At 46.9% G+C, this 16094-nt stretch carries 11 protein-coding genes; 9 read left to right on the forward strand and 2 right to left on the reverse strand.

All coding sequences use genetic code 11. The features are described 5' to 3' along the window. From dnaA to chrA, 5 genes are all read left to right on the forward strand, one after another. Positions 1-1389: a chromosomal replication initiator protein DnaA gene (dnaA, locus tag EL341_RS00005; RefSeq protein ID WP_074824443.1), complete on the forward strand. Its 1389-nt coding sequence runs from the start codon at positions 1-3 to the stop codon at positions 1387-1389. 5 nt (positions 1390-1394) lie between these two features. Next, positions 1395-2495 carry a DNA polymerase III subunit beta gene (dnaN, locus tag EL341_RS00010; protein WP_047779476.1) on the forward strand — a complete coding sequence of 367 codons (1101 nt, stop codon included), beginning with the start codon at positions 1395-1397 and terminating at the stop codon, positions 2493-2495. 24 nt (positions 2496-2519) lie between these two features. Then, a complete protein-coding gene (gene recF, locus EL341_RS00015) occupies positions 2520-3605 on the forward strand; it encodes a DNA replication/repair protein RecF (RefSeq protein ID WP_047779477.1) in 1086 nt (361 codons plus the stop codon). Between the two features lie 19 nt (positions 3606-3624). Further along, complete coding sequence (gene gyrB / locus EL341_RS00020) at positions 3625-6045, forward strand: DNA topoisomerase (ATP-hydrolyzing) subunit B (protein WP_047779478.1); 2421 nt, start codon at positions 3625-3627, stop codon at positions 6043-6045. A gap of 495 nt (positions 6046-6540) precedes the next feature. Then, positions 6541-7746, forward strand: a complete 1206-nt coding sequence (gene chrA, locus EL341_RS00030) for a chromate efflux transporter (RefSeq protein ID WP_126466699.1) — start codon at positions 6541-6543, stop codon at positions 7744-7746. Positions 7747-8001: 255 nt separating this feature from the next. On the opposite strand, the gene EL341_RS00035 is transcribed toward chrA, so the two are convergent. Next, the gene (locus EL341_RS00035) at positions 8002-8925 is read right to left on the reverse strand and encodes a LysR substrate-binding domain-containing protein (protein ID WP_074824434.1); all 924 of its coding nucleotides are present in this window, start codon (positions 8923-8925) and stop codon (positions 8002-8004) included. Between the two features lie 441 nt (positions 8926-9366). On the opposite strand from EL341_RS00035, the gene EL341_RS00040 reads away from it, so the two are divergent. The 3 genes from EL341_RS00040 to EL341_RS00050 all read left to right on the forward strand — a co-directional run bounded on the left by EL341_RS00040 (position 9367) and on the right by EL341_RS00050 (position 13495). Continuing rightward, on the forward strand, positions 9367-10530 hold the full coding sequence (locus EL341_RS00040) for a M20 aminoacylase family protein (protein WP_047779482.1): 1164 nt from the start codon (positions 9367-9369) through the stop codon (positions 10528-10530). 2 nt (positions 10531-10532) lie between these two features. After that, positions 10533-11876: an anaerobic C4-dicarboxylate transporter family protein gene (locus EL341_RS00045; protein ID WP_114985994.1), complete on the forward strand. Its 1344-nt coding sequence runs from the start codon at positions 10533-10535 to the stop codon at positions 11874-11876. 71 nt (positions 11877-11947) lie between these two features. After that, positions 11948-13495 (forward strand): amidase, encoded by a 1548-nt coding sequence (locus EL341_RS00050; protein WP_164720424.1) that lies wholly within the window; start codon positions 11948-11950, stop codon positions 13493-13495. A gap of 45 nt (positions 13496-13540) precedes the next feature. On the opposite strand, the gene dsdC is transcribed toward EL341_RS00050, so the two are convergent. Continuing rightward, a complete protein-coding gene (dsdC, locus tag EL341_RS00055) occupies positions 13541-14485 on the reverse strand; it encodes a DNA-binding transcriptional regulator DsdC (RefSeq protein WP_047779484.1) in 945 nt (314 codons plus the stop codon). Between the two features lie 228 nt (positions 14486-14713). Between dsdC and dsdX the strand changes: the two genes are divergently transcribed. Next, a complete protein-coding gene (dsdX, locus tag EL341_RS00060; protein WP_047779485.1) occupies positions 14714-16051 on the forward strand; it encodes a D-serine transporter DsdX in 1338 nt (445 codons plus the stop codon). The last annotated feature ends 43 nt before the right edge of the window (positions 16052-16094 follow it).

Raw genomic sequence — 16094 nt, forward strand, 5'->3', positions numbered from 1 at the left:
GTGTCACTTTCTCTTTGGCAGCAGTGCCTTGCCCGATTGCAAGATGAGTTACCTGCCACAGAATTCAGTATGTGGATCCGTCCATTACAGGCGGAGTTGAGTGATGATACGCTCGCTCTTTACGCGCCTAATCGTTTCGTTCTTGATTGGGTTCGTGACAAATATTTAAATAATATCAATGCATTGCTCAATGATTTTTGTGGTGCAGAAGTCCCACAGCTGCGTTTTGAAGTCGGCACCAAGCCGCTAGCACAGATTAATCGCCCGGCTAAAGCCAGCGTTAGTGATAGCAGTCAGAGTAGAACCGGACGCCCGGCGGCGATTCGTCCTAGCTGGGAAAATACCTCAGCGCAGCCTGAGTTGTCTTACCGTTCTGGCGTTAACCCCAAGCATCAGTTTGATAACTTTGTTGAGGGTAAATCTAACCAGCTTGCCAGAGCAGCCGCTCGTCAGGTGGCCGATAACCCTGGTGGAGCCTATAACCCGCTGTTTTTATACGGTGGAACCGGTTTAGGTAAAACGCATTTATTACATGCGGTAGGTAACGGGATTATTGAACGTAAGCCCAATGCCAAAGTGGTGTATATGCATTCTGAACGCTTTGTTCAGGATATGGTTAAAGCGCTGCAAAACAATGCGATTGAAGAGTTTAAACGTTATTATCGCTCTGTCGACGCGTTGTTAATTGATGATATTCAATTCTTTGCCAATAAAGAGCGTTCACAGGAAGAATTCTTTCATACTTTCAATGCCTTACTGGAAGGGAATCAGCAAATTATTCTTACCTCTGACCGTTATCCGAAAGAGATTAACGGCGTTGAAGATCGTTTGAAGTCCCGTTTTGGTTGGGGGCTGACAGTGGCAATTGAACCACCTGAGTTAGAAACTCGGGTAGCGATATTGATGAAAAAAGCCGATGAAAATGATATTCGTCTGCCAGCAGAAGTGGCCTTTTTTATTGCTAAACGCCTGCGTTCCAACGTACGTGAGTTGGAAGGCGCATTAAATCGAGTGATCGCTAATGCCAATTTTACTGGCCGAGCGATTACCATTGATTTCGTACGGGAAGCCCTGCGCGATTTATTGGCGCTACAGGAAAAGCTGGTTACTATAGATAATATCCAGAAAACTGTGGCGGAATATTATAAAATTAAGATAGCTGACCTGTTATCTAAACGACGTTCTCGTTCCGTTGCCCGTCCGCGTCAGATGGCGATGGCGTTGGCAAAAGAGTTGACTAACCATAGTTTACCGGAAATTGGTGATGCGTTTGGTGGCCGAGATCATACCACCGTGCTTCATGCCTGTCGTAAAATTGAACAGTTACGAGAGGAAAGCCACGACATCAAAGAAGATTTCTCTAACTTAATCAGAACACTATCCTCATAAAGCTTATGAAATTTATCATTGACCGTGAACATTTAATTAAGCCGCTGCAGCAAGTTAGCAGCCCGCTGGGTGGTCGCCCTACACTGCCTATTCTCGGTAACCTTCTGATTCAAGTGACGGAAGGCTACTTACTGCTTACCGGTACCGATCTGGAAATGGAGATGGTCGCGCGCGTTACGTTGACCCAGCCCCATGAACCGGGCGCGATTACCGTACCTGCTCGTAAGTTTCTTGATATCTGCCGCGGTTTACCCGATGGCGCAGAGATTAGTATTACTCAGGAAAACGACCGTATTTTGGTACGTTCCGGCCGCAGCCGTTTTTCTCTTTCTACTTTGCCTGCTTCTGATTATCCGAATCTGGATGACTGGAAGAGTGAAGTTGAATTTACTCTGCCCCAGGCAACCTTAAAGCGACTGATTGAAGCCACCCAGTTCTCTATGGCTCATCAGGATGTGCGTTATTACCTGAACGGTATGATGTTTGAAACCGAAGGTGAAGAGTTGCGTACTGTTGCAACGGATGGCCACCGCTTGGCGGTTTGCTCAATGTCCGTTGGTCAGAAACTGCCTCCGCATGACGTGATTGTGCCGCGTAAAGGGGTATTGGAACTGGTTCGTCTGCTGGATAGCAGCAATGGCGATCTGCGTTTACAAATTGGTAGTAATAATATCCGCGCTCACGTTGGCGACTTTATTTTTACCTCTAAACTGGTTGATGGACGTTTCCCTGATTATCGCCGCGTATTGCCGAAAAATCCGGATAAAACGTTGGAAGCCAACTGTGATGAGCTTAAGCAAGCCTTTTCTCGTGCGGCTATTCTCTCTAATGAGAAGTTCCGCGGTGTGCGTCTATATCTGAACCAGAATCAGTTAAAGATTACGGCAAATAACCCGGAGCAGGAAGAAGCTGAAGAGATCCTCGACGTCATTTATGGCGGTACTGATTTAGAAATCGGCTTTAACGTTAGCTATGTGTTGGATGTGCTGAATACACTGAAGTGCGAAGATGTGCGTATGTTACTGACGGACTCTGTTTCCAGCGTACAGCTGGAAGATAGCGCTAACTCCAGTGCGGCTTATGTTGTTATGCCAATGCGTTTATAACAAGCGGAGCATCAGTATCGCTGAATGGCTTTAACTCGTTTATTGATTAATGATTTCCGCAATATAGAAATGGCGGACCTTGCCCCGTCCGCCGGCTTCAACTTTTTTGTTGGCCCCAACGGTAGTGGTAAAACCAGCGTACTGGAAGCAGTTTATACGCTCGGTCATGGTCGCGCCTTTCGTAGTTTGCAAACCGGCCGTGTTGTTCGTCATGAGCAGCAAGAATTCGTATTACATGGTAGAATAGCCGGTAATGAACGGGAATTGTCGGTTGGATTACGTAAAAGTCGTCTTGGTGATACTAAAGTTCGTATCGACGGCGGTGATGACCATAAAGTCTCAGAGTTAGCCCAACTATTACCCATTCAGTTAATTACGCCGGAAGGGTTTACCCTGCTAAACGGCGGTCCGAAATATCGACGGGCGTTTTTAGATTGGGGCTGTTTTCATAGTGAACCCCATTTTTTTCATGGCTGGAGCAATCTTAAGCGGTTGCTGAAGCAGCGCAATGCGGCGCTGCGCCAAACTCATCGCTATTCACAAATTCGACCTTGGGATCAAGAGCTTATTCCATTGGCGATGCGTATTAGTGAGTGGCGTGCAGCCTATGCAGAAGCAATTGCACAGGATATTACCGCAACCTGTGCGGAATTTTTACCGGAGTTTAACCTGTCGTTCTCCTTCCAGCGCGGTTGGGATAAAGAGAGTGACTATGGTGAGCTTCTTGAGCGGCAGTTTGAACGCGATCGGGCACTGACTTATACATCTCAGGGCCCGCATAAGGCAGATTTTCGTATTCGTGCGGATGGAACGCCGGTCGAGGATTTGCTATCGCGTGGTCAGCTCAAATTATTGATGTGTGCACTGCGTTTAGCCCAGGGCGAGTTTCTAACCCGCCAGAGCGGACGTCGTTGCCTCTATCTTATCGATGATTTTGCTTCCGAGCTTGATGTTCATCGCCGCAGACTGTTAGCGGATCGTTTAAAAGCTACCGGCGCTCAGGTTTTTGTCAGCGCCGTTAGTGCTGAACAGATCGCTGATATGGTGGACAAAAATGGCAAGATGTTCTCTGTAGAACATGGCAAAATAGAGCATCAACCACAGGATTAATAGTGAGCGAGAAACGCTAATGTCGAATACATATGATTCCTCAAGTATCAAGGTTTTAAAAGGTCTGGATGCGGTACGTAAGCGCCCGGGCATGTATATCGGTGACACCGACGATGGCACCGGTCTGCACCACATGGTATTCGAGGTGGTCGATAACGCAATCGATGAGGCGCTGGCTGGCCACTGTAAAGATATCATTGTGACTATTCACAACGATAACTCAGTTTCAGTGCAGGATGATGGTCGTGGTATCCCTACCGGTATTCACGAAGAAGAAGGGGTATCCGCAGCAGAAGTTATCATGACGGTGTTACACGCCGGTGGTAAGTTCGATGATAACTCGTATAAAGTATCCGGCGGCCTGCACGGTGTAGGTGTGTCGGTGGTAAACGCCCTGTCAGACAAACTTGAGCTGATTATCGATCGCGATGGCAAAAATCATAAACAAATCTATCGCAATGGCGTACCTGAAGCTCCGCTAAAAATCATGGGTGATACCGAGAGAACCGGTACTCGCATTCGTTTTTGGCCAAGTCCAGATACCTTTACCTCTAATCTGGAGTTCCAGTATGAGATTCTGGCGAAACGCTTGCGCGAACTGTCATTCCTGAACTCTGGCGTATCGATCAAATTAAGTGATGAACGCGATGGCAAGAATGACCATTTCCATTATGAAGGTGGTATTAAAGCCTTTGTTGAGTATCTGAATCGCAATAAGACCCCGATTCATCCATCGGTGTTTTACTTCACGCATCAAAGCGAAAAAGATGGCATTAACGTAGAGATTTCTCTGCAGTGGAACGATGGTTTCCAGGAGAACATCTACTGCTTTACCAACAATATTCCACAGCGTGATGGCGGTACTCACTTAGCCGGTTTCCGTGCGGCGATGACCCGTACGCTGAACACCTATATGGAAAAAGAGGGTTACAGTAAAAAAGCCAAAGTCAGTGCTACCGGTGACGATGCCCGTGAAGGCCTGATTGCGGTGGTTTCGGTTAAAGTACCGGACCCTAAATTCTCTTCTCAGACTAAAGACAAGCTGGTTTCTTCAGAAGTGAAATCTGCCGTTGAATCTATCATGGCGGAAAAACTGTCTGAATACCTGTTAGAAAACCCAACCGATGCCAAAATCGTAGTGGGTAAAATTATTGATGCCGCCCGCGCTCGTGAAGCGGCGCGTAAAGCACGTGAAATGACCCGTCGTAAGGGTGCATTGGATCTAGGTGGCCTACCGGGCAAACTGGCTGACTGCCAAGAACGCGATCCGGCACTGTCTGAACTCTACTTAGTGGAAGGGGACTCGGCGGGTGGTTCTGCTAAACAGGGCCGTAACCGCAAGAATCAGGCAATCCTGCCGTTGAAGGGTAAAATCCTTAACGTTGAGAAAGCGCGTTTCGACAAGATGCTTTCTTCTCAAGAAGTAGCGACGCTGATTACCGCTCTGGGCTGTGGTATTGGCCGTGATGAGTACAATCCGGATAAATTGCGCTATCACAGCATTATCATCATGACCGATGCCGACGTCGATGGTTCACACATCCGCACACTGCTGCTGACTTTCTTCTATCGCCAAATGCCGGAAGTGATTGAGCGCGGCTATATCTATATTGCTCAGCCACCGCTGTATAAAGTGAAAAAAGGGAAGCAGGAACAGTACATCAAAGATGATGAAGCGATGGATCAGTATCAGATTACTACCGCGCTGGACGGTGCTGCTCTGCACGTTAACCCACATGCGCCAGCCCTTGCCGGTGAGCCATTGGAGCGTTTAGTTGCCGAGTATTACAGCGTTCAGAAGATGCTTAGTCGTATGGAGCGTCGTACGCCGCTAGCATTGCTTAATCAACTGGTTTATCAACCAACTCTGCTGGAAGAGACGCTGGCCGATCAGACTAAGACTCAGGCATGGGTTGATTCATTAGTGAATACCCTGAATGAGAAAGAGCAGCACGGCAGTACCTATATCGCACTGGTGCAGGAAAATACGGAACGCAGTATTTTTGAGCCAACCATTCGTATTCGTACTCACGGCGTTGATACCGATTACTGCCTGAATATCGATTTTGTTCTGGGCGGCGAATACCGCAAGATCTGCCATCTGGGCGAACAACTGCGCGGCTTGGTTGAAGAGGGTGCCTTTATTGAACGTGGAGAACGTAATCAACCGATCTCTACCTTTGAACAGGCTATCGATTGGTTGGTGAAAGAATCCCGCCGTGGCTTATCTATCCAGCGCTATAAAGGTCTGGGAGAAATGAACCCAGAGCAGTTATGGGAAACGACCATGGATCCTGAAGGCCGTCGTATGCTACAGGTAACGGTTAAAGACGCCATCGCCGCAGACCAACTGTTCACCACCCTGATGGGCGATGAAGTTGAACCTCGTCGTGCCTTTATCGAAGAGAATGCGCTGAAGGTTGCGAATCTGGACGTGTAGTTTTGTTGGTTGTCGGATCCCATCGACAATGAGATAAAAGGAGCCAATTGGCTCCTTTTGTTTGTTCTTCAATTATTCGTTCCTGAACTTCATTTAACTTGAACAGATATTTGATGGCTATTCTCAGAGTTCCGGCGAACAACTTGATATAAAATCCAAGTAATTATCGAGTCTAAAGTGATACCAAGCCCAAACATAATGGCTATTCTCTCTAGCGAAGGTATAAAAACTCCACTTTGATAAAGAACAAACGCTGAACCATAAAAAAGCGTATTCACTATCAGTGATTGGTAAAGCATTAAATCAGTTCGACCTATACCATAAAAATAGCTATCAATAACATTATTCAACGCGAAGACAACGTAAAAGCCAACCATTAGCCAGATTAATTTGAGGATTGAGTGCGCATCGCGAGGTATTGTCTAAGCTTAATAATAGTTGAATATTGCTTATTATGTGATGGATCGATCCGTCGCAAATCATGAAGGCAAAAGTATGACCAATTCCCCTATCAATGACAGTAGACCATGGTCGGTATTTCTTGTTTTTTTGCGGCTTGGATTGACTTCTTTTGGTGGGCCCATTGCACATTTGGGCTACTTCCACGCTGAATTCGTTATACGGCGGCGCTGGCTTTCTGAGCGGAGTTATGCGGACTTAGTGGCGTTTTGCCAATTCCTGCCGGGGCCAGCCAGTAGCCAGGTCGGTATAGCTTTAGGACTGTCTCGGGCGGGATATTGCGGGGCGCTGGCTGCTTGGGCGGGTTTCACGCTGCCGTCTGCGATAGCCTTGATCCTTTTTGCGCTCGGTCTTTCTAGCTATGGTGATTACGTCTCGCAGGGCGTATTGCATGGCTTAAAAGTGGTGGCGGTTGCCGTGGTTGCTCAAGCGGTATGGGGTATGGCTCGCAACCTATGTACGGATGGGAAGCGAGTTACCATTATGTCAATTGCTACCTGTGTCGTTTTACTGGTGCCTTCCGCATGGGGGCAGATCGGCGTGATTGTGATGGCAGGCATTGCAGGCTGGTTATTGTTCAAACCTGCGCAAATTATTGAGCATGACCCATTACCTATTACGGTCAGTCTCCGGACTGGCGTATTTTGGCTCTCGCTGTTCTTTGTTTTGCTGATTGGCCTGCCAGTGTTAACTAAACTCATACCCAGTCAAACTATAGCGATGGTGGATTCCTTCTATCGTGCCGGATCGCTGGTATTTGGCGGTGGTCATGTTGTGCTGCCACTACTGCAAGCGGAGGTAGTCCCTTCTGGCTGGGTCAGTAATGAAGCTTTTCTCGCGGGATACGGCGCTGCTCAAGCGGTACCCGGTCCTTTGTTCACGTTCTCTGCATTTCTTGGTGCCTCCATGAATACGGCCTTATCGGGCTGGGTCAACGGCATTGTATGTCTGTTGGCTATCTTTACTCCCTCATTTTTACTGGTTGTTGGGGCACTGCCATTTTGGGAGCGTTTACGTTGCAACCTAGGCATCCAAGCTGCACTGGCCGGAATCAATGCTGCTGTAGTCGGTCTATTGATGGCTGCTCTCTATTACCCCGTATGGACTAGCGCCATCTTTCAACCGCAAGACTTTGGCTTGGCGTTAGTTGCTCTTGTCGCGCTGATGTTCTGGAAGCTCCCACCGTGGCTGGTTGTTATTAGTAGCGGAGTCGTTGGGTGGTTGTTGAGTTTCGCGCTATGAGCTATGAAAAATCGACGATTAACGCAAATCTATGTCGGTATCAGCGTTGAAAATCGAACATCATGATGCCAACGAATATTATTCGTCTCTCAATATGATAGGCCATCTATTTAAATGGTAGAGATGAACAGACTTGGGAGCGGAGTTATTGTTGAATTTATAACTCACCCAGTTGATATGGCCTACCACTAACTTGATTTCGGCCATTTTTTTTGAGCCCTCCTTCAGCACTTAAGCGCCAATGGCGCGAAGAACTCAACCTATAAGAGGCACAGCCTTAAGGGATGATGAACCACATTCCAGCCTAAAGAAATGGATCAACTTCTGTGCCAGAGGCAAAAGAGGGCTGTTTTTTCTGCTAAGAATATAATAGGTGGCGGCAGGAAGGCGAAGGTCAATATTGAGTGGCGTAATGGACAACCCACTTTGAGCGCATTGGTTTAGGTCATACGAAAGAATACTTAAACAATCGGTTTTTTTCAGTAATTCAACGGCGCCCGAGACATGATTAATATAGAAGGGAACTTCTGGATTCAGTCCATTCTTGGTGAGAATATCCAGAATTTTATGATGATATCCTGAACGCGTGATGGGCAGAACCCAGTGCTGATCTTTTAATTGATTAAGAGAGGTGGCGCCAGAAAGGGGATGCTCCTGCCGGGCAAAAATGGCGTAGTTAAGGGTCAGTAGTTCTTCAAAATCAAATTCGCCGTTGTGCATATCTGGATTGGCAGTATTGATGCAAAAATCCAGTTCTCCATTTCTCAAGCTATTCAGTAATGCATCAACCTGTTCTTCATAAATATACAGTTTTGCTTCGGGGTAGGTTTGTCTAAATCTGGCTGCTACTTCAGGAAGAATGCTGAGGGCGATGCTTCCCCCCATACCGATACTGACTGAACCATTAAATTTTTGTAATTGTTGTCGTATGCCATCCTGAGCCAACTCCAGTTCTTTTAGAATCAATTTGGCATGATTGAGGAAATACTCGCCATACACCGTCAGTCTGATACCGCTTGAGCTGCGTTCAATCAGCGACACGCCCATTTGGTCTTCAAGATCTTTAATATTGCGGGTAAGTGCCGGTTGAGAGATGCCCATCGAACGGCTGGCGGCACGAATACTGCCTCTTTCAGCGACTTCTTTAAATGCTTTAAGATGATTCATTTTTACCGACATCAGATACTTTCCTTTTAGATATTATTATTTAATACCTTTTATAATTATTGGAAATACAGTTAAATATCTTCAGAATGAAAAAAGCTCAGATCTGTTGACTACAATACCTTAAATAAATAAACGAATGACGCAACATAATAATATTATTAACTTATTCGTGATTTATATCACACAATGATTCTTTTAAAATAAGCTAACTGTGATTCCCCTCACGGCTGATATATCGACGTTATTTAATCATTTCATTTTAAATCATGCTGTTACTGTGATTTTTGTCTGCTTTTTTCTTTTTTTGCCGATACGGAATAGTTATATCCAAAAAGAAAAAAACATCTTATAGGAAAGAGATAATAAAAATAACATTGCGTTTTATTCCAATGATAAAAATAACGAATGGTCAATATTGGAAATAACCTTTTTATTTTAAATAAGGAAAATAATATGTATCAGGAATTAGACGATTGGTTCGACGATTTAAAAAAAATTCGCCACGATCTACATGCTCATCCGGAAATCGGTTTTGATACCGTTCGCACCAGCGATATTGTTGCCCGCTATTTAACCGAATGGGGCTATGACGTTCATCGCGGTATCGGTAAGACCGGGGTTGTCGGTCAACTTAAATGTGGGTCAGGCACTAAAACCATTGGTCTGCGCGCTGATATGGATGCGCTTCCTATGCAGGAGGTAACGGGGCTGTCTTATGCCAGTACGATCCCAGGAAGCAGCCATTCTTGTGGACATGACGGTAACACCACCATGCTATTGGCTGGTGCTCGCCTATTGGCCAAGCGTAAAAACTTTAATGGGACGCTCAATGTTATTTTTCAGCCGGCTGAAGAAGGACAAGGGGGTAGCGTCGCCATGATTAAGGATCGTCTGTTTGAGCGTTTTCCCTGTGATTATGTTTTTGCGTTGCACAGTATGCCGAATGCAGAAAATAATAAGCTGTTTTACGTACAGCCGGGTGCGGTCCTGTCTTCTTCCGATCGTATTACCATCACAATTAAAGGCTGTGGTGGCCATGGCGCAGAACCCCAGAACACGGTGGATCCGGTGTTAGTCGGCTCAGCAGTTGTTCAGGCACTCCAGAGTATTGTATCGCGCAATACGGCACCCAAAGAGCGGGCGGTGGTCACCGTGGCATCGTTCCTTGCCGGTCGTGAAGGCTCCTATAACATTATTCCTGAAACTGCCCGGCTTTTGCTGAGCGTTCGCTCTATGGATAACGTTGTCAGAACGATGATTCTGCAAAATATTCAACGGATAGCCACCGACGTGTGTCGCGCCTTTGGGGCGGAAGCTGAAGTGGAGCATCACGCCGTTGCCCCTGCCGTGATCAATGATGCATTTGCTGCCAATCTGGCGCGCGAAGCAGCCATCAGCGTTTTTTCTGAAGAAGACTGCCCAGCTTCTTTCCAACCATATATGAACAGTGAGGATTTCGCTTACATGCTGGAAGCGTGTCCGGGCGCCTACGCCATGCTGAATAACGGCAAAACGCCAAACTGCCATCAACCGGACTATGACTTTAATGATGATCTGATTTTACGTGGCGGTGCCTATTGGACAGCCCTGACGGAACGCTATCTTGAGGATAAATAGATATGCTGATGTTAATACTGGAAGTCCTGGTGATGGCCGTATTGGTGATTTATGGCCTGCGGATCGGTGGGGCCCTTGGGGTAGGAATATTATCCATATTGGGCCTGTTTATCATGATTTTTGTGTTTCAGGTGCCGATAGGTAAAGCACCGGTTGTGCCGGTCATGATTATTTTAGCCATTGGTATTGCGGGGGGGTTATTGGAAGCCAGTGGCGGTCTGGATTATTTGGTGCACTATGCAGGTAAGCTGATCGAGAAGAAACCGTCGGCCATTACGTTTGTTTCACCGCTGATTATTTTTGGTTTCGTGTTTGGTATCGGAACGGCCAATATCACGCTGTCTTTAGAGCCAATTATTGCGCGTACCGCCTTACGTGCAGGAATTCGTCCTGAACGTCCGCTGGTGGCCTGTGTTACTACAGCCAATATGGCGTTGGTTTGTTCTCCTGCCGCTTCATCGGCCATTGTGGCATTTGGCTTTTTGAACGGTTACGGCGGCTATACATTTGGTCAGTATCTGATGATTGTTCTACCGGCGGCGCTGATTTCAACGCTGGCCTTAAGCATTTTTATGTCTTTTCGCGGTAAGCCGCTTGATAAGGATCCGGTATATCAGCAACGTTTGGCGGAAGGGAAGATTGATGATGATATGCTGCATGATAAATTTGCTGATTCTGAGGTGCCGGTGTTTACCCGCCAGCAAAAGTTGTCGGTACTGGCTTTTCTGGCCAGCGTGGCATTGATCTTGCTGTTGGGTACCAATGAGTCACTGCTACATAAGCTCACTACGCCGAATGTGGTGAATGGCAAAGAAGTCTTTATGCCAGCAACATCAACCGTGCAGATTTTCATGTTCTTGGCTGCCGCAGCCATTATTTTTATCACTAAAAAGTCCCCGGCGGTTATCTATAAAACGCAAATCTTTACTGCCGCCGTCAGCGCCGCCATTGCCGTGCTTGGGCCCGGCTGGCTGGGGGCAACGATTTTCCAGTCTCCGGATAATGCGCTGGTGCTACAAGAGAGTGTTGGTAGTCTGATTGCCGTTGCGCCTTGGTTTATCGTGATTATTTGTGGCGTGGTGGCGACCTTTGTGATGTCTCAGACCGCCATCATATCCATTATTTATCCATTGGCGCTTGGCTTGGGGGTTCCTCCTGGTTTTATGGCCGCCATGATTCAGGCAGTCAACGTCAATTATTTTATTCCTGCTCAGCCGACGCTGCTGTTTGCCGAGGAAATTGATCCGACAGGCTCCACGCAGAAATACCGATTTTGGTTACCGGGCGTATTCTCGCTGCTGGTTTCCATTACGGTGGGCATGGCGATGTGGAAGTTGGTGCTGTGATATCGGCCAGTCGGTGTTTTTACTGACTGGCAGTCCTCATCTTTTGATTGAGTATAGGAATGGATAAGATTATGGATAAGCCCTCGTTAACGATAATTGGCGCCTTGGCTATGGGTTGTTTTTCAACCGGTGTGGCGGCATTTACCTGGTCTGAAGCAACTATTGAAGATTTACATCAGGCTCTGAATCAACAAGAAATAACCTGTGAAGACGTGGTGAAAGGGTATCTCAAACGTATCGATGCCTTTGATAAAACCGGCCCTGATATTAATAGCATCATTACGGTTAATCCGAAGGCGCTTTCTCTGGCCAGAGAGCGGGATAAACAGCAGGATAAGCATCAAGCATTATTCTGTGTTCCTGTGGTGGTAAAGGACAATATCAATACCAAAGATATGCCGACTTCGCTGGGCTCTTCAGCGTTAAAAGAGAGTCGCCCGCCAACGAATGCCGTAGTAGTTGATAACTTGATCAACGAAGGGGCGATTATTCTGGCTAAAGCCAATCTGGATGAGTTTGCTATTGCGATGTTAGGCCTCTCTTCTGCGGGGGGACAGACGCGAAATCCCTATATTCTGACCAACGGCCCCGGTGGTTCTTCTGGTGGCACTGGCTCAGCGGTATCTGCCAGCTTGGCGATGGTCGGATTGGGCACCGACACCGGTGGTTCTATTCGAATCCCTGCTGCGGTGGCTGGGCTGACCGGCATCCGCCCCAGCCGTGCATTGGCCGATTTACGTGGCGTAGCCCCGCTTTCCATCACTCAAGATACCGTTGGACCCATGTGCAGAAAAGTCGCTGACTGTGCGCGTATTCTGCAATTTACCGAGGCGTGGTCCACGCCTGAGCGTAAGCAGCAAATTAGGGATGCGCTGGCTCGAGATGGTCTGAAAGGCGCGAGAATTGCTTTAATTGCTGGAATGTTCCCTGAGAAAATCGATACCAATCAGCCGTATCATGATGTTATTGATAATGCCCTGAAAGCGATGCGTAGCGCCGGTGCAACCATTGATATTGTGGTGTTACCTGAGCAGGAGGAAATTCTCTCGGGGTTTAAAAGTCTGGCTGGCTATGAAATAAAAGAAGGATTAAACCATTATTTAACGGAATGGCCTTCTGATAAGGATGCTCATATAAGAAGCTACGAGCAGATATTTTCCAGTAAAGGCTATGCTCCAACAACGGAAGAATGGTTGACGCTGTACAATAAGCTGGGGAATAAACGGTATGACGATCCGGTATATAGAAAAAATATTCAGGGGCGACAGGGGTTTATTCGAGCACAGTTGAACCGAGTAATGAATGGCAACGTTCGTTATGATGCGGTGCTTTATCCAACGATTACTGAACTGAATGTTCCCATTGGTCAAAACACCGAAGGACGTAAAAATGTCAGTCTGAGTTCATTTTCTGGCTTGCCTGCCGTTTCATTTATCGCCGGTATGACAGCAGGCGACAATCCTCAGCCTGTGGCATTGGAGTTTTTGGGAAGAGAGTTTTCTGAGCCTGAGTTAATCAGCCTGGTATCAGGTTATGAACTTCATCATCCGGTTCGAGTTGCGCCAAAGAGTACGCCAGAATTGAAAACGTTTGAGATCATGGAAAATAAAGCGCCTTAACCGTGAGCGTTGGGATGTCAGGAGTCATTAAGCGCAGCTGTTTAATTACTCCTGCTTTTCCGCCATGGACTCCAGCCATTGAATAAAGGCATTAATTTTCGGATCCTGCCGTTCCGGTAGGGTTGAAATATAATAGCGTTGCGCGCACTGCACTTCCATTTCAGGAAACGGCATCACCAGTTCATTATTGTTTAACCGCTTATTGACCAGCTTTTTACGCCCCATGGCTACCCCAGCATGGTTGATGGCGGCAATGATGGCTAAATCAGAGCGATCGAATCCCATATTGTGTTGGCCGGCATCCAGAGAGATATCGAAATGCTTGGCCCATGAACTCCACTCATCGGTGTCTGAATCATTACTCCAGGCCTGTCGGTCGTGCAGCAGTGTGCACTGTTTCAGGTGGGTAATATTCCCCATTAGCTGATATTTTTCGGCATATTCCGGACTGCATACCGGCACCATCGACTCATCCATCAAATGCTGACAGGCCAGTTTGTTGGAGGTCTTATCATCAAAGTAGATCGCCAGATCGATACCGTAGCCGCGAAAATTAACGTTCTCGTTACCGGTCAGAATGTTCAGATTGATCGAGGGATATTGCCGGATGAAGTCTGCCAGTTTGGGAACCAGCCAGCATTGGGCTATCGAAGGGCGAGAATAAACGGTCAGGGTACCGGAGAGTTCCTGATTCTTGATTTCCAGAATTTCCTGATTCAGATACTCAAGGGACGATTTTAACGCCCAGTAAACCCGCTGTCCTTCATCGGTTAATTCAATTTTGCGATGAAAACGCTGGAATAGTTTAAACCCTAGTTCTTCTTCCAGATGGTTAATCCGGTGACTGACCGCACTGGGGCTGAGAGAAAGTTCATCGGCGGCGAGTGCAAAAGAGCAATGGCGAGCGGCTGCCTCAAAAGTGTGAAGTTTTGAGAGTTGATAACCGTTTAGCCGTCGATTGCCAACGATATAGTGGTTTTCAGTATACATAGGTCCCACTCAATAATGTGCGTTTGCCTAGTATATCTGCATAAGCAGGACGATAGGCCTTTAGCATGAATTAATGTGATTCAAATTGCAGTATAAGGTGATTTTTTGACGCATATCACCATTTTGATTCAATCTAGCTCATGCCAAGGCGTGTTTTTATCGTTTGTCAGGCATCACCCTTTCTTATTCAATAGTCGCAGGGTTTACGCTTATAAAAAGAGGTCGGATATGGACTCACAACTCTGGATAATTGGTACGTTATTAACAAGTATTATATTGATTGTTTTCACTATTGTGAAAATGAAGATTCATCCGTTTTTGGCACTGTTACTGGCGAGTTTCTACGTTGGTGCTCTGATGGGCATGAACCCGTTGGATATGGTAAATGCCATTGAAGGCGGCATTGGCGGTACCCTTGGTTTTCTGGCGGCGGTGATTGGTTTAGGCACCATTCTGGGTAAGATGATGGAGATATCCGGAGCCGCTGAGCGTATTGGCATCACTTTGCAAAAGTGTCGCTGGCTCTCCCCTGACGTCATTATGGTACTGGTTGGGCTAGTGTGCGGGATTACCTTGTTTGTTGAAGTTGGTGTGGTCTTATTGATTCCACTGGCTTTCTCCATCGCCAAAAAAACCAATACCTCGCTATTAAAGTTGGCGATTCCTTTGTGTACCGCATTAATGGCGGTTCACTGCATTGTGCCTCCACATCCGGCTGCGTTGTACGTCACCAATAAACTGGGTGCCGATATTGGTTCGGTGATTGTTTACGGTCTGATTGTCGGTTTGTTTGCTTCCCTGATTGGTGGGCCACTATTCCTTAAACTGCTGGGTAATCGTCTGCCGTTTAAAGCGGTACCGGCAGAATTTTCCGATATTGAAGTGCGCAAAGAGGAAGATCTACCGTCTCTGGGCGCCACGCTGTTTACCGTTTTATTGCCTATCGTTTTGATGCTGGTTAAAACGGCGGCGGAACTCAATATGACGAAGGGTACGGCGCTGTATACCGTGCTGGAGTTTATTGGTAATCCGATTACCGCCATGCTTATTGCGGCCTTTGTGGCTTATTACGTACTGGGCATTAAGCGTAATATGGGCATGAGTACCTTACTGGTGAAAACAGAAGAGTGCTTTGGTTCTATTGCTAACATTTTGCTGATTATCGGTGCGGGCGGCGCATTTAACGGGATTTTAAAAGGCAGCGGTTTAAGTGATGGGTTGGCTATTATTTTGTCCAACCTGGATATGCATCCGATTCTACTGGCTTGGTTAGTTGCCATTATTCTTCATGCGGCAGTGGGATCGGCCACCGTAGCGATGATGGGCGCTACCGCCATCGTTTCACCTTTACTCCCTATGTATCCGGAGATCAGCCCTGAGATTATTACCTTAGCCATTGGTTCAGGCGCGATTGGCTGCACCATTGTCACGGACTCCCTGTTCTGGCTGGTGAAACAATATTGTGGTGCAACGTTAAGCGAGACGTTTAAGTATTACACCACGGCAACGTTTATCGCCTCGCTTATCGCATTGGCGGGTACTTTCCTTCTTTCTTACATTGTTTAGCGGAATGGTTTAGCCGTATTGCTTCGCTATGTTTTTAAACGCC

This window comes from Pragia fontium, assembly GCF_900638655.1.
GTDB classification, from domain to species: Bacteria; Pseudomonadota; Gammaproteobacteria; order Enterobacterales; family Enterobacteriaceae; genus Pragia; species Pragia fontium.